Source organism: Micromonospora sp. NPDC049275, from assembly GCF_043197115.1.
GTDB lineage: Bacteria > Actinomycetota > Actinomycetes > Mycobacteriales > Micromonosporaceae > Micromonospora.
Genome location: NZ_JBICSN010000006.1, coordinates 107,297 through 130,922 on the forward strand (window position 1 = coordinate 107,297; position 23,626 = coordinate 130,922).

A 23,626-nucleotide genomic window follows, 5' to 3' on the forward strand; every position below is an offset into this window, starting at 1 on the left:
GTGCCGTCCCACCGGCGGCGGCCGTGCTCTGTGCCGCGCCGCACCGTTGCTCTCCTGCTGCCCCGTCTGTGCCGGATCAACCCTCGCGGCCAGCCCCGACTCGTCCAGTGGCCCAAGCGACACCCGCCGAGCGGCCGAGGTCGACCCGGTCACCTGTCGGTTAGCCTCGGTCACCATGCGTGTGCCGTACCACCTGGCCGCCAGCGGGACCGCCGTCGAGTCGGCGCGCTCCTCCCTGGCCGCCCTCACCGTCTCCGTGGGCACCGCCGGCCTCGCCGCCGCCGCCGCCCGTCCCGGGCTGCTGGCGCTCGTCGACCAGCACGCCGCCGCCGTCCGGGACAGCCTGGACGGCGACCGGCGGCCGTTGACCGCCGCGACGCTCGCCGGCTACGCCGAGGGGGTACGCGCGGCCGCCCTGGAGCACGGCTGGACGCCGCCGCGGGGCCCGGTGGACTGGGGCGAGCCGGAGTGGCCGCTCGCCCGGCTCGTCGCCGTCTGCGCGCTGGCCCGTTCGCTCGACCGCTCCTGACCGGCGGTCACCCCGTACCACTCGCGACGTGGGGAGGGCGCCCGCGTAACGCGGACGCCCTCCCCCTCACGATCGCGCCGTGCGCCCCGCTACGGGCGGTACTGCTGACTCTCGTCGGCCGCACCGGACTGGTACGTGCCGCGTCCACCGGACATCGTCGACTGCTCGTCGACCCGGGGCATGGCCTGGGTCCGGTCGCCGCCACGGTCGGCCATCTGCCGCTCCATGTCGCCGCGCCCGGCAGCGTTGGCCCGCCGGTGCTCCTGCACCGCCCGGGCTTCCTGGGCGGCCCGGTCGAGCCAACCGTCCCAGCGGTTCTGCATCGGCTTCACCAGACCACCGCCGACGCCGACGATCAGGATGCCGGCGACCGTGGCGAGCACCGCGATCAGCACCGGAGTGGTGACAGTGGTGGCGATACCCACCTGGTTCAGCGCGGCGATCACGCCGAGCGCGATGATGAAGATCGCCGTCAGGTCGGCCAGGACCTTGCCGTACGAGAGCCCGCCCAGCGCCCCGGTGACCAGATCCCGGGCTGCGTTGGCGATCGCGGCAGCGACCACCACGATGACGATCGCGATGAACGCGCGCGGCAGCCAGGCCACCACACCGCTGATCAGGTCACTGATCGCGTTGGGCCCCCAGACTCCGAAGGCGAACTGCAGGGTGAACAGCAGGACGGCGTAGTACGCCAGCCTGGCCAGGATGTCGCTGGCGTCGTACTTCGTTCTCTCCAGTGCCCGTTTGATGCCTCCGCGTTCGACCGCCTGGTCGAAGCGCACCCGTTCCAGCACCGCATCCACGATCTTGAGGACCGCTCTGGCGATGAGCCAGCCGACCACGAGGATGACGATGAAGGCCACTGCCTTCGGGATGAAGAGCAGCACCGACCTCCAGGTGTCGGCGATGGCATCGCCGATGTCGGCCTGCCGAACCGCGAGGGTTTTCAGCATGATGTCCCTCCTGTCGCATGGACTGCGTCGGGCGCATACCCGGCCACCGGTACGGCAGTCCGCGCGGCTCGCTGCCATTTTTCCGACAAGTCGACCAACAGGGGCCCTGACCTGCCCGAACAGTCACCGCGCCGGGGTCGGCCGCGACCCGTGCACGTGATCGGATGCGGCTGACCGACGGCCGGCTAGGCTGCGAACATGCCAGGAACGGTCGGGCGAGTCCCCACGCCAGCAATTCCGGTCCCCGGCGCATCCACCGGGCCCGGTGCGGCCGCCGCGCTCGCCCACGACTGGTCCGCCACCGCCCTCGGCCCGCGCGAGAGGTGGGATCCGGCGGTCCGGGCCGTGGTCGAGCTGATCCTCGCCTCACCGATGCCGATGGCCCTGGCGTACGGCGACGACCTCGTCCTGCTCTACAACGACGGCTATGCCGAGTTGCTGGGGAGCAAACATCCGGCGGCGCTGGGCCGGCCGGCTGCCGAGGTGTACGCCGAGGTCTGGGCGCTGCCCGGCTTCGGTGACGTGATCGAGCGCGCCTACCGGGAGGGTGTGCCGTTCCTGGAGAAGGAGTCCACGCTCCCCCTGATCCGGGACAGCTCCGGGGTGGTCGAGCCTGTCGTCTTCACCCGCGGGCACTCCGCCGTCCGGGACAGCACCGGGCGGATCGTGGGGATCCTGACGGTGGCCGCCGAGACCACCCACGTGACGGAGCAGTTGCAGAGTCTCAGCGAGGTCGCCGCCGCGCTCGCCGGCACCCTCACCCTCGACGACGTGGCTCGGGTGGCGCTGCGCCACACCATCACCACGTTCGACGCCGACCGGGTCGCCTTCGTGGTCGACGAGGGTGGCGGCGGCTGGCGGATGGTGCGCCGGGTCCGTGGCGAGCTGATGGACGAGGCCGACGAACGGTTGCCGCCGCTGTGGCGGCGGGCCCCGGCGGACTGGTCGAGCCCGGTCGCGCTCGCGGCCCGCTCGGGCGAGCCGTCGTTCACCCGCGACGGGCAGCCGCTGCGCGAGACGGCAGTGGACCGCCACGACCAGAAGATCCGGTCGATGGCCGTGTTGCCGCTGGGCACGTCGGTGATCCGGGGTGGGTTGACCGTCGGTTACCAGGCGCCGCACTCCTGGTCGGCCGCCGACCGGGCACTGCTGGCCGCCTCGGCGGAGCTGATCGGTCAGGCGGCGGAACGGGCCCGGCGGTTCGAGACCCAGCACGGCACCGCCCAACTGCTGCAACGCAGCATGCTGCCGGAGCACCTCCCCGACCTGCCCCGGCTGCGCATCGCGGCCCGCTACGACCCGGGGGTGGACGGCAACGCGGCGGGCGGTGACTTCTACGACGCGTTCCTGCTGCCCACCGGCGCGCTGGGCGTGGTGTTGGGTGACGTCGCCGGGCACGACGTGCAGGCCGCCGCGCGGATGGGGCAGGTGCGGGCGGCACTGCGGGCGCTGGCCCTGGCCGACCCCGCGCCGGACGCGGTGCTGGCCGGACTGGACCGGCTGGTGACCAGCCTCGGCGCGGAGGCCGGCACCCTCGAGCTGTTCGCCACCGTGGCGTTCGGGGTCATCGACGCCGAACGGCGGGAGTTGACCCTGGCCAGCGCCGGTCATCCCGCCCCGCTGATCCGCCGCAGCGCCCCGGACGGCCGGTCGCACGCCGAGTACGTGGACCTGCCGGCCGGTCCCCCGCTGGGGCTGGGTGGGCGCCCGACCACGGTCACCGTCGCGTTCCCGCCCGGCGACACCCTGCTGTTGTTCAGCGACGGGGTGGTGGAGCGCCGGCGGCAGAGCCTCACCGCCGGCCTGGACACCCTCGGCGACGCGGTCGCCAAGGCCGGCACCAGTGATCCCCGTGCCCTCTGCGCCGTGGCCACCGCCGCGGTGTCCGGCGGCACCGAGGACGACGTGGCCGTTCTGGCGGTCGAGCACGCGCTCAAGCCGAGCCGGTCGGCGGCGATGGAGGTGCCTGCCGAGCCGACCGCGCCCAGCCGGGTCCGGCACTGGATGACCGGCCAGCTCACCGAGTGGCAGGTGCCCGAGTCGGTGATCGGCGCGGCGGTGCTGTGCACGAGCGAGCTGACCACAAACGCGCTGCTGCACGCCGGCACGGCCGCCCGCGTGGAGATCGACCTGAGCCCGGAGCGGCTGCTGGTCTCGGTCGCCGACTCCGGCACCCGGGGCACCGTGACCCGGACGCGCACCGACACGTTGAGCAGTCGCGGGCGCGGGCTGGGCCTGATCGAGGAGCTGAGCGACGCGTGGGGCACCGACCCGTCGGTGCGCGGGTCCACGGTCTGGTTCGAGATTCTCGTTCCGCGGGCCGAGCCCGGCTGAGGTCGTCCGGCCTCGGCGAGCGCGGACGAATCAGCCGGCCGCAGACCGGGTAGGAGTGCGCTCATGGCCACCGAACAACCCCATGGGGTCCTCTTCGACATCGACGGAACGCTCGTCGACACCACCTACCTGCACACGGTGAGCTGGTGGGAGGCGCTACGCCAGGCCGACCACCGGGTGCCGATGGCGACCGTGCACCGCTCGATCGGGATGGGCTCGGACAAGCTGCTGGACCACCTGCTCGGCCCGGAACGCGACCGCGATGACGACCCGAAGCTGCGCGAGGCGCACGACACCCTCTACACCGAGTACTGGGAACGGCTGACTCCGCTGCCCGGGGCGAGGGACCTACTGCGCGCGTGCGCCGAGCGAGGGCTGCGGGTGGTGCTCGCCACCTCCGCAGCCGAGCACGAGGTGGGTGCGCTGCGGCAGGCCCTGAACGCCGACGACGTGGTGGACACCGTCACGTCGTCGGCGGACGCGCGGGAGAGCAAGCCGGCACCGGACATTCTCGAAGCGGCGCTGGAGCAGTCCGGGCTGGCCGCCGAGCGTGTCGTCTTCGTCGGCGACTCGGTCTGGGACGTCGCCGCGGCCGGCAAGCTGAACATCCCGTGCGTCGGGTTGACCTGCGGCGGCACCAGCCGGGGGGAACTCGCCGGCGCCGGCGCGGTGGCGGTCTACGACGACCCGGCCGCGCTCCTGGCCGCGCTGGCGGATTCCCCGCTCGCCCGGCCGAGGTGAGGCTCACTCCGGTTCACCACGCCGCGCACGCATAGCCGGAAGTCTTCCGGGGCATGGTCTGTGGCCACCTGCCCGCATCGCGCGGGTGCGGCGAGAGGTGGTGTTCGTGGAGCCGGTAGACGTCGCGTTCGCGCTGGTGGGAGTGGGCGCTCTGCTCGCGGGCATCCTGCCCCGGGTGTTGGAGCACCGTCCGCTGTCCATGCCGATCGCGTTCCTCGCCCTCGGCATGCTGGTCTTCCTCCTGCCGATCGGGCTGCCGACACCGGACCCGCTGGCCCATCCCGAGCTGACCACCCACCTGACCGAGATCGGGGTGATCGTCGCCCTGATGGGCGCCGGGTTGAAGATCGACAGGCCGTTGAGCTGGGCCCGGTGGTCGTCCACCTGGCGACTGCTGGCCATCGCGATGCCACTGTGCATCGCGGCGGTGGCGCTGCTCGGGTGGTGGTGGGCCGGTCTGGTGCCGGCCGCGGCGCTGCTGTTGGGTGCCGCGCTGGCACCGACCGATCCGGTTCTCGCCGCCGACGTGCAGGTCGGCGAGCCGACCGACGTGGAGGATTCCGAGGACGAGGTCCGCTTCGCCCTGACCTCGGAGGCGGGCCTCAACGACGGGCTGGCGTTCCCGTTCGTCTACGCGGCCATCGCGATCGCCTCGACCAGCCTCGCCCCGCGCGCGTGGCTGGCGGAGTGGTTCACCGTCGACGTGCTCTGGAAGGTGGGCGTCGGTGTGGGCGGCGGCCTGCTCATCGGCTGGCTGCTCGGCAAGCTGTTCTTCCGCGCACCGAGCGAGCTCCGACTGGCCCGGCATGCCGAGGGTTTCCTGGCGCTGGCCGCCACCTTCCTGGCCTACGGACTGGTGGAGGTGGCCGGCGGGTACGGCTTCCTGGCGGTGTTCGTGGCCGCGCGGGCCATCCGGGCCGCCGAACGGACCCACGAGTTCCACTCGGTGCTGCACGACTTCGCCGAGCAGGTCGAGCGGCTGCTCACCCTGGTGCTGTTGCTGCTGCTAGGTGGCGCGATCGTGGGCGGCCTGCTCGGCCCGCTGACCTGGCCGGCGGCGGCCGTCGGGCTGGCGCTGGTCTTCCTGGTCCGGCCGGCCTTCGGCTGGTTGTCGCTGCGCGGCGCGCCTGGCCGGTCGGCCGAACACTGGGTGATCTCGCTGTTCGGCATCCGCGGCGTGGGCTCGTTCTACTACCTGGCGTACGCCACCACCAAGGCGGACTTTCCGCAGGCGGAGCTGCTGTGGGCCACCGTCGGGCTGGTGGTGCTCGTCTCCGTGGTGGTGCACGGCGTCGCGGCGACCCCGGTCATGCAGTTGCTGGACCGGGAGGGTGAGCGGACCGAGGACCCGTCCGAACGGGAGGCCCAGCCGGTCGCCGCCGGTGGGCACTCCTGAGGAGCGGGCAGCGGCGGTCAGCCGAGGCGGGCCGCCAGAGCCCGGCCGAGGTCGCGACCGGAGCGCCAGGCGCTCTGCACACGGGGCTTGCCGAACGCGTCGCCGGCCAGGCCGATCCCGCCGGCGTCGAGGTGGTGGGTGTTCCCGGTGACGTCACCGGCCGGCGTGGCGTACGTCCAGCGGTGCACGTGCACGTCGGTGGCCTCCTCGGTGAGCCCCAGCAGGTCCCGGACGGCCTGCTCGATCGCCGGTCCGGCGCCGGTGGGCTGGGCCAGGTGCCCGGCGGCGAACTCCGGCACGGTGTGCGCCACCAGCACCGGCGCGTCGTCACCGCGCCGGTCGCCGTCGTCGCAGACCAGCTTGAGCACCGGGTGGTCGTTGACGAACGCCCCGCGGAAACGCGGCCAGCGACGGGACGGGAAACGCAGCACCGCGGCCAGGGCCGGTGACCAGGTCTGCGCCTGTACGACACGGGTGGCGTCGGCCAGGGCGGGATCGAGCAGCAGGGCCGCCTGCGGCCCCGGCATGGCCAGCGCGACCGCCGCGCACGGCTCGCCGTCGACGGCCGGGCCGGGCTCCACGGCGAGCACCAACCGGTCGACTGTCACCGGCACCGCCCCGGCCAGGTGCTCGACGAGCGACCGCAGCCCGCGGGGCGCGGCGTAGCGCATCGGACCGGGCACGTCGTGGCGGCCGTTCGTGTCGTACGACCAGAAGGTGTCGGTCCACTCCCGGACGAGGTCGGCGGCACGCCAATCGTCGACCACGGCGGCGAAGTCCGGGTCGCTGACGGTGAAGTACGCGGCGCCGGTGTCGGCGGGGCGGCCGTCGAAACGTTTGCTGGCCATCCGGCCGCCGCAGACGTGCCCGCGTTCGCGGACCTGCACCGGCACCCCGGCCCGGACCAGCTCCACCGCGCAGGCCACCCCGGCGATGCCCGCCCCGACCACCACCACGCCCGAGGAGTTCACGCTCATCTGGTGATCGTAGGTGCCGACAGTCGCTGCGGACGGGCATGAACCGGTGGTGATCGGGGTACTGGCACACCTGTTCGAAGAAAGGGTGATGATGATGACGGACCGCAACAACGACCAGGCCGACCCGCGTGGCGCGATCAAGGACCCGGACGAGTGGGTCACCGGCGACGAGCCGCCGACGGCGGCCCAGGAGTCGTACCTGGCCACGTTGGCCCGCGAGGCGGACGCGACGCTGCCGGACGACCTGACCAAGGCCGAGGCGTCCAAGCGGATCGACGAGCTCCAGGCCGAGACGGGCCGCGGCCAGTAGCTCGGCGGCTCAGGGACGCGGCAGGGTGTGCAGCCGGACGCGCGTCAGGCGACCCCCGGTTGTCTCGGCCTCCAGGTAGGTGGCGTGTGGCTGGGAGCGGCGGTCGGTGGGTGACCCGGGGTTGAGCAGGCGTAGCCCACCGGGTGCCACGCTGTCCCAGGGGATGTGCGAGTGGCCGAAGACCAGCAGGTCGACGTCGGGAAAGCGGGCCGCGCACCGCTGCTCCCGACCGGTGCGAGGGCCCGTCTCGTGCACCACGGCCACCCGCATCCCGTCGAGGTCGACGCGGGCCACCTCCGGCAGCCGGGCGCGCAGCGCCGGGCCGTCGTTGTTGCCGTACACGCCGACGAGCCGCCGCGCGCGGGCGGTCATCGCGTCCAGCAGCGGCTCGTCGACCCAGTCGCCGGCGTGCAGCACCACGTCCGCCGCCTCGATCGCCGTCCACAGCGGCCCCGGGAGATCCCGGGCCCGCTTGGGGAGATGCGTGTCCGCCGTGAGCACCAGCCTCATGCCGGCATCATCCCCCGAGCCCGGTCCGTCCACCCGGGGACGCTCGTGGGCGGTCAGCGCGACATCGGGGTGAAGTACGCCGGCGGCATGCCGAGATCGCGCAGCGCCGGGTTCTGCTCCACGTCACTGAGCACACCAGCGGCGTTGATCAGGCCGATGTGCGAGAACGCCTGGGGAAAGTTGCCCAGTTGCTCCCCGGTCGACGGGTCGATCTGCTCGGCGAACAGCCCGAGGTCGTTGAGCCGTCCGGCCAGCGCGTCGAACAACTCGCGCGCCCGGTCCCGCTCACCGGCCAACGCCAGGCAGCACACCAACCAGAACGAGCAGATGACGAATCCCGCCGGGTCGCCGTCCCAGCGCCGCAGCAGGCCGTCGTGCGACAGCCGCTCCTCCACGGCACGCATCGTCGAGCGCATCCGCGGGTCGTCGGCCGGCAGGAACCCCACCAGCGGCATGATCAGCACCGACGCGTCCAGGTCCTCGGATTCGAAACTACCTGTGTACGCCCCGAGCCGGTCGCTCCATCCCCGGTCCAGCACCTCAGCACGCACCTCGTCGCGGGCGGCCGCCCAGCGGGCCACGTCCGACGGCCCACCGAGCCGTTCGCCGAAGCGGACCGCCCGGTCCAGGGCCACCCAGCACTGCACCTTCGAGGACACGTGGTGGCGTTGGATGCCGCGCTCCTCCCACATCCCCGCATCCGGCAGCTTCCAGTCCCGCTCCGCCTTGTCGACGAGCGACCGGAGCAGGTGGTAGACGTCCAACTCCAGCGGCTCCAGCCGGTCGCGCATCAGCCAGGCGGCCTCCAACGCCTCACCGTAGATGTCGGTCTGTCGCTGCCGCCACGCGTCGTTGCCGATCATCACCGGCGGGCTGTCGCGGTAGCCGGCGAGCTGGTCCAGGCGGTGTTCGGTGAGGTCCCGCTCCCCCAGCACGCCGTACATGATCGGCACCGGCTCCTCGTCGATCCGGCCCATCGCCCGACCCAGCCAGGTGAACTGCCGCTGCACCTCGTCGTAGCAGGCGGTGCGCCACAGCGCCCGCAGGGTCAGGGTGAAGTCGCGCACCCAGACGTAGCGGTAGTCGTAGTTCCGGTCCCCGCCGAGCTTCTCCGGCAGCGAGGTGGTCACCGAGGCCACCACCGCGCCGCTCGGTCGGTACGTCATGCCCTGCACCACAAGCGCGCTGCGCCGCACCTGCTCGGCGTAGACCCCGTGGTACTCGTGCTGCCGGACCCAGGAGCGCCATCCCTCGACCGTGTCGGCGATCGTCTGGTCGGCCTCGGGCACCTGCGGCGGCTGGGCGTCGTAGGTCGGGGCGTACCCGAGGGCGAAATTGTGGGTCGTGCCGGCAGGGACCGTGAACGTGCCGGTGGCCTCGCCGTCGCCGCAGGTGAGCGGCGCAGCGCTGGCGAGCGTGAGCCGGCTGGCCCCGCCGACGGCCTCCAGGGCCCCGCCCCGCTCGACGAGGAACGGTGTGGTGCGCCCGTACTCGAAGCGGGGTCGGTAGTGCACCCGCATCGGCACCTCACCGGCCAGGCCCCGCACGCTGCGGACCAGCACCTGGGGTGAGCGCATTCCGATCTCGTGCTCGCGCGCGCCGGGCTCCAGGGCGAGCGCGTCGGTCAATTCCACCTCGCCCTGGGCGGTGCGGAAGACGGTCCGCAGCACCAGCGTGCCGTCGAGGTAGCAGCGTTCGATTGTGAAGTCCCCCTCCGGGCAGATGGACCAGTGTCCGGCGTCCTCACCGATCAGCCGCGCGAACACCGACGGGGCGTCGAACCGGCCCGGGCACCACCAGTTCACCGAGCCCGCGCGGTCCACCAACGCCGCCGTGCGGCCGTCGGCGAGGAAACCGTGGTCGCTGATCTGTCCGCTCTGCACCCGCCTGCCTACCCGGACCGTCCCCGCGCATGCCTCGCCCGTCACCGCCGCCCTGCCGCCGCCCGGTGCCCCGCCGACGGCCGCCTGTCGAGCCGGGGCCGGGTCCGGCACCCGCCCGGCACCGGGCGTTACCGCTCGGCACATGCGGGAACGCGGTCGGCTGACGAGGGAGGATGCTCATGACCTCAGCTTCGGGGCCGGCCGCCGCGTGGCGGCCCGGCACACAGAGTGGCGACGTACTTCCGTCCGGGCCGGCAGGCCGCCTGTCGACGCCGGCCGGGGACGGGCACGGCCCGCAGGGCGGTCCGCCCACCGTGACGATCGGCTCGTATCCGGACTATCCGTCCGCGCAGAAGGTCGTCGACTACCTGGCCGACAACCGCTTCCCGGTGGAGCACAGCGCCATCGTCGGCACGAACCTCACTCTCGTGGAGACGGTGCTCGGGCGGATGACCACCGGCCGCGCGGCCCTGCTCGGCGCCGGCACCGGCGCCTGGTTCGGGCTCTTCATCGGCCTGCTGTTCGGCATCTTCACCGTGGGCAACTGGCTGGCGGTGATCCTGGTCGGCCTGGTCATCGGCGCGATCTGGGGCGCCGTGTTCGGCGCGGTCGCGCACGCGATGACCGGCGGACAACGCGACTTCACCTCGGCCAGCTCGCTGCGCGCCGGCCAGTACGCGGTGACCGTCGACGCGCAGCTCGCCGACCAGGCCCGGCAACTGCTGGGCCGGATGCAGGTGCCCGGCTCGACGCCGGCGAACGCCCGCTGAGCCACCGGCCCGACCGGCCGTCCCGGCAACGTGCCGGGACGGCCGGTCAGTCGTGGTACGCCAGCTCGCCGGCGGCCAACGGCACGTCGACCCGGTTCTCCGGCGGCGCGAGGGGGCAGGCCCAGCGGTCGTCGTACGCGCAGCTCGGGTTGTAGAGGTAGTTGGCGTCCAGCCGGACCCGGTCGCCGGGCAGCAGCTCGACGCCCCGGCCGAAGGTGCCCTTCACCGTGTCGGTGAGGTACCGCCCCCCGCCGTATGTCTCCCGCCCGCAGGTGCCGTCGCGCAGCGGCACGAACAGCCCTCCCCCGTACGCCTCGATCCACCACAGCGTCAGCGGCCCCCACGGCGTCTCGGCCACCGCGACCCGCCGGTACGCGACGACCCCGTCCGGGCCTCCGGTGTCCACCCGCAGCTCACCGCTGGCCGGTCGCAGCGGCGCCTCGACCACCGCCTCGGGGTTGGGCGGGAAATACCGCACTCCGGCAAAGCCGGGCCGCTCGGCCGGCGGGATCGGGCTCTGCGGGTGGGTGGCGAAGAGTTCGTCGCGGCCGGCGCGGAAGCCGGCCAGGTCGACGTCGGACAGGTACAGCCGGGCCACCCGCTCTCGCCAGTCGGCCAGCTCAAGATCGGTCAGCATCCTTCGGACTCCTGATCGAGTGACAACTCTCCGGACCGGAGGGGCCTGCCGCACGCCTGGCAACGGACTTCCGCGACGAACACCTCACCGCAGACATCGTGGATGAAGTCGACAGTGGGCACGTCACCATCGCTGTACGTGTCACCCCAGCGCTTGAGCACGAGGATGACCTGCCCCAGATCCCGGCCCTTCTGCGTGAGCTCGTACCCCGCGACCTTGCCGTCCTCGGTCGATCGCGCCCGCAGGATGCCGGTCTCGGCGAGCTTCCGCAGCCGCGCGGCGAGGACGTCCCGGGGAGCGCCGACCGCGCGCAGGATCTCGGTGTACCGGGAGGCCCCGAAGGCGAGCGCTCGCACGATGTGCAGCGACCACCTGTCGTTGACTGCGTCGAGCGCCACAGCGAGAGTGTCCCGCGATGGTTTGGATTTCAAACCGTCGGTGCTACGGTTCGTCTGGTTGGACATTCAAACCACATTACCCGAGGAAGCACCCATGACGTCGCCGACCGATCCATCCACCGAGGCGGGAACGCCCGTCACCACGCAGCGCCGAGCGTGGATCTCGCTCGTGCTCACCGGCCTGATCATCGGTACGGCGTTCATCGCCGTCTACGTCGGGTTGCAACGCGATCCCGCGCCGAGCCGCCTGCCGATCGCGGTGGTCGGCGATCAGCTGGTCACCATCGCCCACGGGGGTTTCGGCGACGCCGTCGCCGTCACACAGGTGAGCAGCGTCGAGGCCGGAAAGGCCCTGGTCCACGACGGCGACGCCGTCGCGGTGCTCAGCGGGACCTCCCGCGACACGCTGACGCTCGACTACGCCGGCGCGAGCGGGTTCAGTGAGAGCGGCGCCGCCCGGCAACTCGTCGCCGGCCTCGGCAGGCAGGCTGGCATGAGCGTCCAGGAGAACGACATCGTGCCGCTGGCGAGCTACGACAGCCGTGGGCTGTCCGCCTTCTACGTGGTGTTCGGGGTCACTCTCTCGTCGTTCGTCCTCGCGCAGGGGCTCACCGCGGCCGCCACGTTGGTACGCCTGCGTCACCGGCTCTACGCGATGGGCGGATTCGCGGTCGTGATCGGCGTGGTCGCGGCCACTGTCGCCGGCCCGGTCTACGGCTCACTGACGGCACCGTTCCCGCTGCTGGCCCTGTCGCTCATCCTGCTGTCCGCCGCGAGCGCCTTCACGACGAAGGCCCTCGGGGCCTGGCTCGGCCCGATCGGTATCGCGCTCGCCGTGCTCACCCTCACCACCATCGGCAACGCGACGAGCGGAGCGACGATAGGCGTCGACCTGCTGCCGGGATGGGCACAGGCGATCTCGGCGAAGCTCCCCCCGGGCGCGGCCGTACGCGCGGTCAACAACTTCGGTTACTTCAACGGCTCACACACGCTGGCGCCCCTCGGCGTCCTCGCCGCCTGGTTCCTGGCGGGGCTGGGCCTCGTCCTGCTCCGACAGCGAGCCGCGCAGCGACGCCCGCTCACCGCGGAGGTCGGACGATGACCGCCCGGGTGAGCTGCGCGGGCGCCCGAGTACGGACCGGGCGGGCACGCAGGTCGTGCCCGCCCGCTCGTCACCGCGCCGGCCAGTTGCTCAGGACGGCGTCGAGGGCGTCGAGGGCGCGCGCCCAGGAATCGTCCGTCGGACGCGGCGTGTGGCGGAACCCGCCGGTCCGCTCCAGGCTCACGAAGCCGTGGAACGTGCTGTGCATCATCCGGACGGCGTCGGTCTGGTCCGGCTCGGAGAGGTGGTAGCCGCGCAGGATCGCCCGGGTCATCTCGGCGTGCCGGACGCCCGCGCTCGCGGCGGCCGTCTCGGGATCGAGGTCGATCTGCATCGCCGCGTACCGGCCCGGGTGCTGGCGCGCGTAGTCCCGATAGGCGTTGGCGAAGGCGACAAGCGCGTCCTTGCCGGCCCGGCCGGCGAGTGCCTCGGCGACCCGGTCGGCCAGCTCGGCGAGCGCCAGCACGGCGAGCCTGACCCGCAGGTCGTGAGCGTTGCGGAGGTGGAAGTACAGGCTCGCGTCCTTGACCCCGAAATGCCGCGCGAGCGCCGCGATCGTGACGTTCTCGACGCCCACCTCGTCGGCCAGCTCGGCGGCCGCCTGGGTCAGTCGCTCGGCGGTGAGCCCCGCACGTGTCACTCCGTACACCCCGAATCTAGTCTTGATAATCGTTTGCCTAGGCGAGCTAGGCTACTACCTATGCTAGCCCTCACCGAGTCCGCCATCCGCGCGTCCTTCGTCAACTGCACGCAGGGCGAGGCCAAGCGGATGGCCATACCAAATGATCTTGAATTGCGCCCCTGGGACGACCTCGACTTTCTCGGCTGGCGGGATCCCGCCGCGCCGCAGCGGGCCTATCTGGTCGCCAACTCCGAGGGCGGGCTCGTCGGGGTCGCGCTGCGGGTCGCGACCCAGCAGACCGGGCGGGTCCGGCGGAGCATGTGCTCGTTCTGCCTGACCACGCACACCGGCGACGGCGTCTCGCTGATGACGGCCCGCAAGGCCGGCCGGGACGGCCGGCAGGGCAACTCCGTGGGCGCGTACGTCTGCTCGGACCTGGCCTGCTCGCTCTACCTGCGAGGCAGGAAGCACGCCGGGCCACGGATGCACGAGACGCTGTCCGTGGAGGAGAAGATCGAGCGCACCCGGGCCACCCTGACGGCCTTCCTCCGCAAGATCACCGATTGACGGTCGGGGTCGGCCCCGGGCGGTCGGTGGCCAGGCGGGCGTGCAGGTGCTCGTCGTAGCGGAGGCCGTCACCGTACTGGTACGACTCGCGCAACGTCCCCTCCGCGAGGTAGCCGGCCCGGTCGGCGACGCGGCAGGAGGCCGCGTTGGCCACGGCGTGGCACAGCTCCACCCGGTGCAGCCGCAGGTCACCGAAGGCCCAGTCGGTGAGCCGGACGACGGCACGCGTGGCCACCCCGCGCCCGCGTGCCGCCGGCATCGTCCAGTAGCCGATGGAGGCGTCGCCGTGGTGGATGTGATGCAGCGACACCGAGCCGAGCAGTTTCCCCTCGGCGGCGTCGACAACCGCCATGGACGCGTGGTCACCGCCCGACCAGTCGCCCCGGCGGCGTACCCAGAGCAGGGCGGCCTGGTCGTCGATCGGGCCGCCGCCCTGGGGGTTCCACTGGGCGATGGCGGGGTCGTTCAGGGCGTCGCGCACCGCCGGGGCGTCCGCCTCCCGCCACGGGCGCAGCAGCAGGTCGGCGGCGGCGAGTTCCACGTGTTCCACGAGGCCGGAGTCTGGCACACACCGCTCCGGCCCCGCCGCCCGATTCTTCCGTGCTTCCTTCAAAGCTGGACGAAGCGCGCCGTCAAGCGGACAGACGTGATGCAGGAGACGCTCAACCACACTAGTTGAATTTTTAACTAGTGCTATCGTCGTGAGCGTGACAGAGAGCCTGGACAGCAGCCGAGCGGCCGCCTGGCGCGCCTACATCGAGGCCAGCCAGCGCCTGTTCACCCAGTTGGAAGACGACCTGCGCGCCGACAGCGACCTCACCTTCGCCGACTACCACGTGCTGGTCCTGCTCTCCGAGGCGCCGGGGCAACGACTGCGGATGGGCGAGCTGGCCGGCCGGCTGGTCTTCTCCCCCAGCCGACTCACGTACCAGATCTCCTCCATGCAGCGCCGCGGACTGGTGAGCAAGGAGGCCTGCCCGGACGACCGACGCGGCAGCGAGGCCGTGCTCACCGCCGCCGGGCTGCTCACCCTGTCCGAAGCCGCACCCCACCATCTGGCGTCGGTGCGTACCCATCTGATGGACGACCTCGACGACGCCGAGGTCGCCTGCCTCACCCGGGTCTTCGACCGGCTCGGCACCCGCCTACGGGCGGCCCGGACCACGTCGAGCACCCACGCCACAAGTTAAGGAGCCTCCCGATGCCCGCGATCACCGTTGACAACGTCCTCGTCCTGCCCCGCCTGCCCAAGCTCGACGAGTCCACCACCTTCCGCAAGGTCCGCACGGTGACCACCGCGCCCAGCGGCTTCGAGGGAGAGGGCTTCCCCGTCCGCCGGGCCTTCGCCGGGGTGTCGACGGCCGACCTGGACCCGTTCATCCACCTCGACCAGATGGGCGAGGTGGACTACGCGCCGGGCGAGCCGAAGGGCACCCCGTGGCACCCGCACCGCGGCTTCGAGACCGTCACGTACATCATCGACGGCATCTTCGACCACCAGGACTCGCAGGGTGGCGGCGGGACCATCACCGACGGCGACACCCAGTGGATGACGGCGGGCAGCGGCCTGCTGCACATCGAGGCCCCGCCGGAGCACCTGGTGGTCAGCGGCGGGCTCTTCCACGGCACGCAGCTCTGGGTCAACCTGCCCCGCTCGGCCAAGATGAACCCGCCCCGCTACCAGGACATCCGCGGCGGCGAGTCGGCGCTGCTCACCACGCCGGACGGCGGCGCGCTGGTCCGGGTCATCGCCGGTGAGATCGCCGGGCACCGGGGCCCGGGGTCGACCTTCACGCCGATCACCATCACCCACGTCACCGTGCAGCCGGGCGCCCAGGTCGACCTGCCCTGGCGGCCCGATTTCAACGCGCTGGTGTACGTGCTGGGCGGGCGCGGCACCGTCGGTGTCGAGCGCCGTCCGGTGCGCACCGGTCAGCTCGCGGTGCACGGTCCGGGCGACGCGCTGCGCTTCGGCGCGGACCGCGAGCAGGACAGCAACGCGCCCGCGCTGGACCTCTACATCATGGGTGGTCAGCCCATCCGGGAGCCGGTGGCGCAGTACGGCCCGTTCGTGATGAACACCCGCGACGAGCTGCTCCAGGCGTTCGAGGACTTCAAGGCCGGCCGACTCGGCGTCATCCCCACCGAGCGGGTGCCGCACACCAACGGCCAGGGCCCGCGCCCCTGACCCCGATCATGCGAAAGGCCCCCGGTTCGTTCCGGGGGCCTTCCGCGTAGCACTGAATCAGAAGGCGGGGCCATCGGGTCGGCGGTGACCACCGTGTCGGTCAGGTCGATGTCGCGATCTGGTCCAGCAAGCCCGCAGACGGCGAATCGGCACAGATGGAGGCAGCCGCAGCGTGCCCGCCCCGGCGATGAGCGATGGTGACACAGCGCGACACCCTTGGTGAGTCGCGCTACGCCCGCGCTTTCCCGAATCACGCCCAGATCCTTGTTGAGATCACCTCAGTATCAGGGAATTATGCAGAGCCGCGCTGGCGATTTCCGCTACCGGTTTCACGGTCTCATCCCCACGCTTCGACTCGACGGCAACAATATGCCATTCATCGACTATTAGTAGGCGTTGCGTGTCTCCGCTGATCATCAGCAGATCTGACGGCTTCCCGTTAACCGTCACGTTTGTCGTGGCGCCACAATGACGTGCAGCTTGGCGATAGATCTCCGGGAATTTGGAACCTGCCTCGTACGTGAAGATGTACTCGCGCACGATGCTCGCGCCGCCCTTGTTCTCGTACGTGACACTGCCCCACCTCGAAGCACCAAGCGCGAACAGCGACTCGTCTCGGTCCGTGGTCGCGCTCCAAGGAAAGACTTGGCAGTCAAACCGCTCAAGAGCCGTAGGGCTGCCGACCTCGCAAATACCCTTGGGCAGGGAAACGAAGCTGACGGAGCGACCGAAGGTGCCGTCCCCGCTCTTCCAGATTTCCCTCTCCTTGAGGATGCTCTCGTCGGGCAGTTCCGCGCTCTTGCCGCAGGCCGCGTCCACGCTCGCGGCGGCCCCCGGCGCTTCTGGATCGCGCTGCCCCTGCTCACCAGCAGTGCAGCCGGTGAACAGGGACATGAAGACCGTCAAGCCCGCCGCCATGGACAACGTCCTGAGCGTCGGATGAGGTGGGCTTGACATCGATCCTCCTAGGCGATCACTGACTTCGGCATCGAGGGAGACCTCGTCAGACGTTGCGGCCTCACTGTAGTTGTCTGCCACGACGGCACTGCCGTGGGAGACGGCCTGGTTGCATTTGCTTGCGGTGACGAAGGCCGAGGGGATGGCTGGAAGCCGCAACGAGTTAGCCAGGCTCGGTACTGTGCTACAAGTGGCTAACCACATAGCTGCTGGTCGCCCGAATCTCAAGCGCTGGAGGGCGTGATGGGTGGGATCAATTCGTGGATTTGCAGCATCATGGCTGTGCTAACCACTACGTGGGGTGTGGTCGTGCTTGTCACCGGTCAAGCCCCACAACGAGAACTACGTCGTCAGTCCGTCTCTCAGTACGGATGGTCTTGCGTCGGCGTTGGTGTGGGATTTGGGTTTCTCACGCTGAGCGGCTTCGACGGTTGGTTCGGACCACCTGGCATCGTCGGCCTCGGCCTGCTCGCCTTCGTAATCCTTGTCAATTATCGTCGAAGCCAGACCAGTAGGCCGAGGCGGCGACTGCCGTAGATCATCGGACACAGATCCGGCACACGGAGGGTTGTCGGCGAACTGGGTGAGCGGTCTACTTGTCGCACAAGTGATCCACAACAGGTCGGCGATGTGGGGGCATCTCGTGGCGAGGAAGCCCTCACATCGGCGATCTGGAGACGATCAAGGCGCCGGAGCCGTAACCGGCTGAACAAGTCGGTGCCGCCTCAGGAGACCGCGAAAATCCCGGCGACGCCCAGAATCACCATGAGCAACACCGCTACCAGCGCACCCCGTTCGCTCTCCACCGCCGGCTCGCGGTACTCGGTCACGGGGTTCGTTGTCTCGCGGGGCATGGTGTGGCCTCCTCGGCTGTTGTCGCGTCGTCGTGCTGGCGTCATCCAGGTCACCGGTCTGCCGGCCTGGCATGCGGACCCACGTCCGGGGTCCTACCGTGAGGACGTTGTCGACCTCCGGGGGGCTGGACGTTGCCGCTACAGGACTGGTTCCTCACCGCACAGGAACGGGCCAACCCGGTCTCTGGGTTACCCGTCTGGACCACGGGAAACCTCGCCGAGCCGTTGATTCACGGCGCGGCGTACTTCGATCGGCTGGTCGACGAGGTGGAGGCGCTGACCGCCGGTGACCACCTGTTCTTCACCGACTGGCGGGGCGACCCGGACCAGCGACTGCGTCCGGACGGGCCCACCGTGGCCCAGCTGTTCGCGCAGGCGGCCCAGCGCGGCGTGGTGGTCAAGGGCCTGATCTGGCGCTCACACCTCGACACCCTCGCCTACAGCGAGGCCGAGAACCGTAACCTCAGCGAGACGGTCTCCGCGGCCGGCGGCGAGGTGCTGCTCGACCAGCGGGTCCGTCGCGGTGGCTCGCACCACCAGAAGCTTGTGGTGCTGCGGCATCCGGGCCACCCGGAACGGGACATCGCCTTCGCCGGCGGGATCGACCTGTGCCACAGCCGCCGCGACGACGCCGCGCACGGCGGCGACCCGCAGCCGGTGCAGATGTCCCCCCGGTACGGCTCGAACCCGCCCTGGCACGACGTGCAGCTCGCGCTGCGCGGCCCGGTCGTCGGCGCGCTGGACACCCTGTTCCGGGAGCGCTGGACCGACCCGATGCCGCTGGACTCGGAGAACCCGATGGCGTACGCGCGGGACCGGCTGCGCGGCGCCGACCTGCGGCCGGATCCGCTGCCCGAGCAGCCCGCCGACCCGCCCGAGTGCGGCCCGCACCAGATCCAGGTGCTGCGCACCTACCCCGCCGTGCGGCCGCGCTACTCCTTCGCGCCCGACGGCGAGCGCACCGTGGCCCGGGGCTACACCAAGGCGGTCCACCGCGCGCGTCGGCTCATCTACCTGGAGGACCAGTACCTCTGGTCGACCGAGGTGGCAAACCTGTTCGCCCAGGCGCTGCGGGAGAATCCCGAGCTGCACCTGGTCGCCGTGGTGCCCCGACACCCGGACGTGGACGGCCGGCTCGCCCTGCCACCCAACATGGTCGGCCGGGAGCAGGCGCTGTCGCTGTGCGAGCGCGCCGCTCCGGACCGGGTGCACGTGTTCGACGTGGAGAACCACGCCGGTACCCCGGTGTACGTGCACGCGAAGGTCTGCGTGGTCGACGACGTCTGGGCCAGCGTCGGCAGCGACAACTTCAACCGCCGCTCCTGGACGCACGACAGCGAGCTGTCCTGCGCGGTGCTCGACGACACGCGCGACGAACGGACGCCCACCGACCCGGCGGGCCGGGGCGACGGGGCGCGGACCTTCGCCCGGGACCTGCGGCTGCGGCTCTGGCGCGAGCACCTGGACCGGGACCCGGACGGCGCGGACGACGCCGACCTGCTCGACCCGGCGGACGCCGTCGCGGCCGTCACGGCCGCGGCCGACGCGCTGCAACTGTGGTACGACGGCGGCCAGGTCGGTGACCGCCCGCCCGGCCGGCTGCGCCCGCACCGCCCCGAGCGGCTGCCCTGGTACACCCGCGCCTGGGCGCTGCCGGTGTACCGGCTGGTCTACGACCCGGACGGGAGGCCGCTGCGCGCGAGGTTGGCCGGCACCTGGTGAGCCGGCCGGGCCGGCTCGGGCAGGCCCACCCCACCGGGGTGCACGGTGAGCCCGCCCGGGTAGGCGAACGAGGAGCGCGGGGAGAAGTAGCCGAAGCCGATGGTCAGCGGGTTGGCGGGGCGCAGCGCGTACATGGGGTGCCGGGGTTGCAGGAACTCCACCGACTCGATCTCGAACGGCGCGACCGGCTCGGCCACGAACGGGTAGACCGAGCTGAGCAGTTGGTCTTCGCGGCGAGTGAAGTAGCGGTGGTGCCCGCTGCTGATCACGTGGCCGGTCTCCCCCACACGACACCGGGCGCGGATCAGCGGCGCCCCCTCCGCCTCGGTCTCGGAGAGCAGGGCCTCACCGCTCACCTCGATGCTGGTCCGGCCTGCGAGCGCCGGGGCGCCTCGCGCCGTGGCGTACTCGCGGACCAGCCGGCTGGAGGCCACGTAGTGGGTCCACCAACCGCCCGGGTTGAGCCCGCCGGGCGCGTCCACGCCGGCGAGTGAGATGCCGAGGTACGTCAGCGAGTAGGCGCCGAAGCCCGAGGTCTGCGTCTCGTCCTCGACGACGTACTGATTGAGGAACACCTGCCGGTCGGCGCGGGGACGCAGCCCGGTGGGGACCAGGGCGGCGACCGCGTCCGGATCCGCTGGCAACCAGCTGAAGTAGAGCGTGCGACTGTTCACGACGAGCTGGGGAGCGGTTGGATCGAGCATGGTGCCTCCGAACCGGGTGTCTGCCCCACGACGCTACGGCCGGTCCCATCGACGGGACAACGACGGATAGTCGACACTGCTGCCCGATTGTCGGATTTCATGTTGACCGGTCGGCCGGGTGCGGCACACCGACCGGTCGAGCCGGACGAGATGACCAGCTGCCGCAGGATCGCCCGGTAAACGGGTAAGAGACCTCACAACCTGCCGACGTGCCGCCTCTTTTGGGGTGTTTTGTGGCTCAACACGCCTTAAGTACATCAACCTTTCGGCTAGATTTCTGGGAGCCGACCAGGTTAAGGTGAGTCCCGAACGGCCCATTGAAAGCTAAACCAAAGCGTCACGTCTTTTTGTCCGCGGACGAGGTGCAGGGAGGACCACCCATGACCGCGCCAACGATCACCGAGCAGGCGAGCACCACGGCTGCCGAGCAGACGAGCACCACCAAGCTGGACCCGCGCGCGCTCACCGACAGCGCCGCCGACCTGCTCAACGCCATGGCCGCACTGCCCGCCAACCACCCGTCGCGCGCCGCGCTGCGCGACCGGGCGATCGAGGCCTGGCTGCCGCTGGCCAACCACCTCGCCCACCGCTACAGCGGGCGGGGCGAGCCGACCGACGACCTGGCGCAGACCGCCGCCGTCGGCCTCATCAAGGCCATCGACAAGTTCGACCCGTCCCGCGGCGTCGACTTCGCCGGCTACGCAATTCCCACCATCATCGGCGAGCTCAAGCGGCACTTCCGCGACCGCACCTGGGACATCCGGGTGCCGCGTCGCCTCCAGGAGCTGCGGCTGGCCATCTCGGACGCCAACAGCTCGCTGCTGCAGACCCTCGGCCGCTCGCCGACGGTCGCCGACATCGCCGCCCACCTCAAGCTCACCGAGGAAGAGGTCCTGGAGGGCCTGGAGGGCGCCCGCGCGTACAACGCGGTATCGCTGTCCACCCCGACCGGCGACGGCGACCGGGCCACCGAGCTGGGCGACATGCTCGGCGGCGAGGACAACGAGTTCGAGCTCGCCGAGCTGCGGGTCGCCCTCGGCCCCGCGCTGGCCACGCTCGACGAGCGGGAGCAGAAGATCCTCACCCTGCGGTTCTACGGCAACCTGACCCAGTCGCAGATCGCCGACCAGATCGGCGTCTCGCAGATGCACGTCTCCCGGCTGCTGGCCCGGGCGCTGACCAAGCTGCGCGGCCAGCTCGACGGCACCTACTAGGCCCCACACGTTGTAGGGCCGGGTCAGCGTGGCCCCGGCCCTACATCGTGTGTCAGGACGTTCGATCGGCGCACCGGCCGGGTCGCTCCCCTCGTGGGCAGCGGCCCGGCCGGTTCCGTCAGCGGCCGGCGGGCTCCCGCCACATCGGCCAGAACGGCGTGCCGTCGGGCACCCGGAACGGCTCACCGGCCCGGTAACCGTGCCGTGCGTACAGGTCCCGGCTGCGCGGACTGCTCGCCTCCAGGTAGGCGGGCATCCGGTTGGCGTCCAACCAGGCGTGGTGGTGCCGCATCAGCGCGGAGCCCAACCCCTGCCCCTGCCGCCCCGGCTGCACGGCCAGGAAGGCCATGTGGTGATGGTCCGGATGCGGATGGTTGGCCGCGAACAACTCGTCGAGATGCTGGAACCGGTCGGTCCACTCGCCGCACGCGGCCGCTAGCCGGGCGTCGTAGTCGGGCGGCGGCGGGGCCGGCTCACCGACCGACGGGAGCCAGACCGCGACACCGGCCCGGTCCCCCGTGGCGTGCACGAACCCGTGCCGCATCGCATGGTCGACAAGGATCTCGAAATCCCCGGCCAGCACGGCCTCACGCTTGCTCGGGTCGGGCACCAGCCAGTAGGTCACCTCCAGGGCCGTGAAGGCCTCCGCGATCCGGTTCGCGACAAACGTCGTGTCCTGGAGCCCGAGCCGCTCGATGGTCACGCTCATCGGGACACCTCCGCATCGGCCGGCGTCGGCGCCTGCCGCTCCGCCGACCGCACGGCCGCCGCGGCGCTCGCCGCGCCGAGACCGATCCGGGCGTACGTGTCCGGACGGTTGGTGCGCAGCAGCAGCGCCCAGGCGACGCCGAGCGCGGCCGCCACCGGGTAGACGGCGGGCAGCGCCCAGCGCAGGTGGGAGTCGGGTGCGACGCCGAGCAGGTTGGCGAAGTTCGACACGGCCAACCAGATGATGACGACGAGCGCGATGCTGGCCAGGCCGGGCGCGATGGCCCGCTTCCAGAGGGTCTCGCCGCCGTGCCGGACGAAGTAGACGATCACCGCCACCGAGGTGGTGGCGATCAGCAGCAGCACGCCGAAACCGCCGGTGGTGCCGCCCCAGAAGAACAGTTGGACCACCGGGTCCCAGCCGTTGACTGTGTAGAGCAGGATGACCAGCAGGCCGAGGACGCTCTGTGCCAGCGACGCGGCCCGGGGCGAGCCGGTCCGCGGCGAGGTCTGCCCGAACACCGCCGGCAGCACCCGCTCCCGGCCCAGCGCGAAGGTGTAGCGGGCCGTGGTGTTGTGGAACGAGATCATCGCGGCGAGCACCGAGGTCAGGAAGAGCACCTGCCCGATGGTCACCGCGGTGTCGCCGAGCTGGGCGGCGGCCAGGTTGAAGATCAGCCCGACGCTCTGCTCTCCGGCCTCGGCGACGATCTTGTCCGGCCCGACGGCGACGGTCATGGTCCACGACGAGAGCGCGTACAGCCCGGCGATGATCGCCACCGAGAGGTACGTCGCCAGCGGCACCGTCCGCTTCGGGTCCTTGCTCTCCTCGCTGAACACCACCGCGGACTCGAACCCGACGAACCCGAGGATGGCCAGCACCAGCACCGCGCCGACGCCCGGCACGAAGAGGTTGTCCGGGGACAGGGCGGAGAAACTCACCTGACCGTCGGCCGGGTTACCGAGCTGACCGAGGTCGAAGACGAGGATCACCACGATCTCGGCGACCAGCAGCGCGGCGAGCACCAGGCCGTTGATGTCGACCCGCAGCAGGCCGAGCAGCCCGACAAGCGCCCACGCCACCAGGGCGACGATCGACCAGTGCGGGTGTCCGCCGAAGATCCGGTCGAGCACCGGCTCGGCGGCGACGCCGATGGTGCCGTACAGCCCGACCTGGAGCGCGTTGTACGCGATCAGCGCCACCCAGGCGGCGCCGACGCCGGCCGGCCGGCCGAGGCCACGCGAAATGTAGGCGTAGAACGCGCCGGCGTTCTCGACCCGGCGGGACATCGCCACGTAGCCGACCGAGAACAGGGCGAGCACCGCGGCGACCACCAGGAAGGCCAGCGGGATGCCCGTCACGCCGATGACGCCGTAGCCGGTGGTGACGACGCCGGCCACCACTGTCAGCGGCGCGGCGGCGGACAGGACGAAGAAGATGACCGAGGGGACGCCGAGGCGACCCCTCGCGAGGGCTTCGGAGACGTTGCTGGGTCGTTCGACTGTCGATGTCGATGGCATACGACTACTCCGGTTGTCGAGGGGAGGGG

At 71.4% G+C, this 23,626-nt stretch carries 25 protein-coding genes; 12 read left to right on the top strand and 13 right to left on the bottom strand.

The features are described from left to right. Positions 1–175: 175 nt before the first annotated feature. The gene (locus ACGFIE_RS20080; protein ID WP_393296601.1) at positions 176–529 is read left to right on the top strand and encodes a DUF6401 family natural product biosynthesis protein; all 354 of its coding nucleotides are present in this window, start codon (positions 176–178) and stop codon (positions 527–529) included. An 89-nt stretch (positions 530–618) separates the two neighbouring features. Here the strand turns inward: ACGFIE_RS20080 and ACGFIE_RS20085 are convergent, their stop codons facing one another. Then, complete coding sequence (locus tag ACGFIE_RS20085; protein ID WP_363687495.1) at positions 619–1,482, bottom strand: hypothetical protein; 864 nt, start codon at positions 1,480–1,482, stop codon at positions 619–621. Positions 1,483–1,680: 198 nt separating this feature from the next. On the opposite strand from ACGFIE_RS20085, the gene ACGFIE_RS20090 reads away from it, so the two are divergent. The 3 genes from ACGFIE_RS20090 to ACGFIE_RS20100 all read left to right on the top strand — a co-directional run bounded on the left by ACGFIE_RS20090 (position 1,681) and on the right by ACGFIE_RS20100 (position 5,953). Beyond that, a complete protein-coding gene (locus ACGFIE_RS20090; protein WP_393296603.1) occupies positions 1,681–3,816 on the top strand; it encodes a SpoIIE family protein phosphatase in 2,136 nt (711 codons plus the stop codon). A 63-nt stretch (positions 3,817–3,879) separates the two neighbouring features. Beyond that, positions 3,880–4,557: an HAD family hydrolase gene (locus ACGFIE_RS20095; RefSeq protein ID WP_393296605.1), complete on the top strand. Its 678-nt coding sequence runs from the start codon at positions 3,880–3,882 to the stop codon at positions 4,555–4,557. A gap of 106 nt (positions 4,558–4,663) precedes the next feature. Next, positions 4,664–5,953, top strand: a complete 1,290-nt coding sequence (locus ACGFIE_RS20100; RefSeq protein ID WP_393296607.1) for a cation:proton antiporter — start codon at positions 4,664–4,666, stop codon at positions 5,951–5,953. A gap of 17 nt (positions 5,954–5,970) precedes the next feature. Here the strand turns inward: ACGFIE_RS20100 and ACGFIE_RS20105 are convergent, their stop codons facing one another. Beyond that, entirely contained in the window at positions 5,971–6,930 is a 960-nt protein-coding gene (locus ACGFIE_RS20105; protein ID WP_393296609.1) for an NAD(P)/FAD-dependent oxidoreductase, read from the bottom strand. A gap of 13 nt (positions 6,931–6,943) precedes the next feature. On the opposite strand from ACGFIE_RS20105, the gene ACGFIE_RS20110 reads away from it, so the two are divergent. Continuing rightward, complete coding sequence (locus tag ACGFIE_RS20110) at positions 6,944–7,240, top strand: DUF3072 domain-containing protein (protein WP_393296611.1); 297 nt, start codon at positions 6,944–6,946, stop codon at positions 7,238–7,240. Between the two features lie 9 nt (positions 7,241–7,249). Here ACGFIE_RS20110 and ACGFIE_RS20115 read toward each other — a convergent pair whose 3' ends face one another. Continuing rightward, the gene (locus ACGFIE_RS20115) at positions 7,250–7,750 is read right to left on the bottom strand and encodes a metallophosphoesterase family protein (protein ID WP_393296613.1); all 501 of its coding nucleotides are present in this window, start codon (positions 7,748–7,750) and stop codon (positions 7,250–7,252) included. Between the two features lie 53 nt (positions 7,751–7,803). Next, positions 7,804–9,633, bottom strand: a complete 1,830-nt coding sequence (locus ACGFIE_RS20120) for a glycoside hydrolase family 15 protein (protein WP_393296615.1) — start codon at positions 9,631–9,633, stop codon at positions 7,804–7,806. A 179-nt stretch (positions 9,634–9,812) separates the two neighbouring features. Between ACGFIE_RS20120 and ACGFIE_RS20125 the strand changes: the two genes are divergently transcribed. Then, positions 9,813–10,403 (top strand): general stress protein, encoded by a 591-nt coding sequence (locus ACGFIE_RS20125; RefSeq protein WP_393296617.1) that lies wholly within the window; start codon positions 9,813–9,815, stop codon positions 10,401–10,403. Positions 10,404–10,449: 46 nt separating this feature from the next. Here ACGFIE_RS20125 and ACGFIE_RS20130 read toward each other — a convergent pair whose 3' ends face one another. Both ACGFIE_RS20130 and ACGFIE_RS20135 read right to left on the bottom strand, forming a co-directional pair. Then, positions 10,450–11,037 (bottom strand): DUF1684 domain-containing protein, encoded by a 588-nt coding sequence (locus ACGFIE_RS20130; RefSeq protein ID WP_393296986.1) that lies wholly within the window; start codon positions 11,035–11,037, stop codon positions 10,450–10,452. After that, the gene (locus ACGFIE_RS20135) at positions 11,034–11,438 is read right to left on the bottom strand and encodes a winged helix-turn-helix transcriptional regulator (protein ID WP_393296619.1); all 405 of its coding nucleotides are present in this window, start codon (positions 11,436–11,438) and stop codon (positions 11,034–11,036) included. The genes ACGFIE_RS20130 and ACGFIE_RS20135 overlap by 4 nt, the downstream gene beginning before the upstream one ends. A 94-nt stretch (positions 11,439–11,532) precedes the next feature. Between ACGFIE_RS20135 and ACGFIE_RS20140 the strand changes: the two genes are divergently transcribed. Next, positions 11,533–12,540 carry a hypothetical protein gene (locus ACGFIE_RS20140; RefSeq protein ID WP_393296621.1) on the top strand — a complete coding sequence of 336 codons (1,008 nt, stop codon included), beginning with the start codon at positions 11,533–11,535 and terminating at the stop codon, positions 12,538–12,540. A 70-nt stretch (positions 12,541–12,610) separates the two neighbouring features. On the opposite strand, the gene ACGFIE_RS20145 is transcribed toward ACGFIE_RS20140, so the two are convergent. Next, positions 12,611–13,180, bottom strand: coding sequence for a WHG domain-containing protein (locus tag ACGFIE_RS20145; RefSeq protein ID WP_363687517.1), 570 nt, complete (start codon positions 13,178–13,180; stop codon positions 12,611–12,613). Positions 13,181–13,240: 60 nt separating this feature from the next. On the opposite strand from ACGFIE_RS20145, the gene ACGFIE_RS20150 reads away from it, so the two are divergent. Beyond that, complete coding sequence (locus tag ACGFIE_RS20150) at positions 13,241–13,729, top strand: FBP domain-containing protein (protein WP_393296623.1); 489 nt, start codon at positions 13,241–13,243, stop codon at positions 13,727–13,729. On the opposite strand, the gene ACGFIE_RS20155 is transcribed toward ACGFIE_RS20150, so the two are convergent. Then, entirely contained in the window at positions 13,719–14,279 is a 561-nt protein-coding gene (locus ACGFIE_RS20155; RefSeq protein ID WP_393296625.1) for a GNAT family N-acetyltransferase, read from the bottom strand. The genes ACGFIE_RS20150 and ACGFIE_RS20155 overlap by 11 nt on opposite strands. A 157-nt stretch (positions 14,280–14,436) precedes the next feature. On the opposite strand from ACGFIE_RS20155, the gene ACGFIE_RS20160 reads away from it, so the two are divergent. Together ACGFIE_RS20160 and ACGFIE_RS20165 are read left to right on the top strand one after the other, a co-directional pair. After that, on the top strand, positions 14,437–14,919 hold the full coding sequence (locus ACGFIE_RS20160) for a MarR family winged helix-turn-helix transcriptional regulator (protein WP_393296627.1): 483 nt from the start codon (positions 14,437–14,439) through the stop codon (positions 14,917–14,919). Positions 14,920–14,930: 11 nt separating this feature from the next. Beyond that, on the top strand, positions 14,931–15,917 hold the full coding sequence (locus ACGFIE_RS20165; RefSeq protein WP_393296629.1) for a pirin family protein: 987 nt from the start codon (positions 14,931–14,933) through the stop codon (positions 15,915–15,917). 273 nt (positions 15,918–16,190) lie between these two features. On the opposite strand, the gene ACGFIE_RS20170 is transcribed toward ACGFIE_RS20165, so the two are convergent. Together ACGFIE_RS20170 and ACGFIE_RS20175 are read right to left on the bottom strand one after the other, a co-directional pair. After that, positions 16,191–16,955 (bottom strand): hypothetical protein, encoded by a 765-nt coding sequence (locus tag ACGFIE_RS20170; protein ID WP_393296631.1) that lies wholly within the window; start codon positions 16,953–16,955, stop codon positions 16,191–16,193. Positions 16,956–17,599: 644 nt separating this feature from the next. Next, the gene (locus ACGFIE_RS20175; RefSeq protein WP_255787601.1) at positions 17,600–17,728 is read right to left on the bottom strand and encodes a hypothetical protein; all 129 of its coding nucleotides are present in this window, start codon (positions 17,726–17,728) and stop codon (positions 17,600–17,602) included. A 132-nt stretch (positions 17,729–17,860) separates the two neighbouring features. Here ACGFIE_RS20175 and ACGFIE_RS20180 point away from each other — a divergent pair, with 132 nt between their 5' ends. After that, entirely contained in the window at positions 17,861–19,450 is a 1,590-nt protein-coding gene (locus ACGFIE_RS20180) for a phospholipase D family protein (protein WP_393296633.1), read from the top strand. On the opposite strand, the gene ACGFIE_RS20185 is transcribed toward ACGFIE_RS20180, so the two are convergent. Next, on the bottom strand, positions 19,399–20,154 hold the full coding sequence (locus ACGFIE_RS20185; protein WP_393296635.1) for a hypothetical protein: 756 nt from the start codon (positions 20,152–20,154) through the stop codon (positions 19,399–19,401). The genes ACGFIE_RS20180 and ACGFIE_RS20185 overlap by 52 nt on opposite strands. 380 nt (positions 20,155–20,534) lie before the next feature. On the opposite strand from ACGFIE_RS20185, the gene ACGFIE_RS20190 reads away from it, so the two are divergent. Further along, positions 20,535–21,368, top strand: coding sequence for a SigB/SigF/SigG family RNA polymerase sigma factor (locus ACGFIE_RS20190; protein WP_007458025.1), 834 nt, complete (start codon positions 20,535–20,537; stop codon positions 21,366–21,368). A gap of 118 nt (positions 21,369–21,486) precedes the next feature. Here the strand turns inward: ACGFIE_RS20190 and ACGFIE_RS20195 are convergent, their stop codons facing one another. Further along, entirely contained in the window at positions 21,487–22,077 is a 591-nt protein-coding gene (locus tag ACGFIE_RS20195; RefSeq protein WP_393296637.1) for a GNAT family N-acetyltransferase, read from the bottom strand. Next, positions 22,074–23,597, bottom strand: coding sequence for an APC family permease (locus tag ACGFIE_RS20200; protein WP_393296639.1), 1,524 nt, complete (start codon positions 23,595–23,597; stop codon positions 22,074–22,076). The genes ACGFIE_RS20195 and ACGFIE_RS20200 overlap by 4 nt, the downstream gene beginning before the upstream one ends. Positions 23,598–23,626 lie beyond the last annotated feature (29 nt).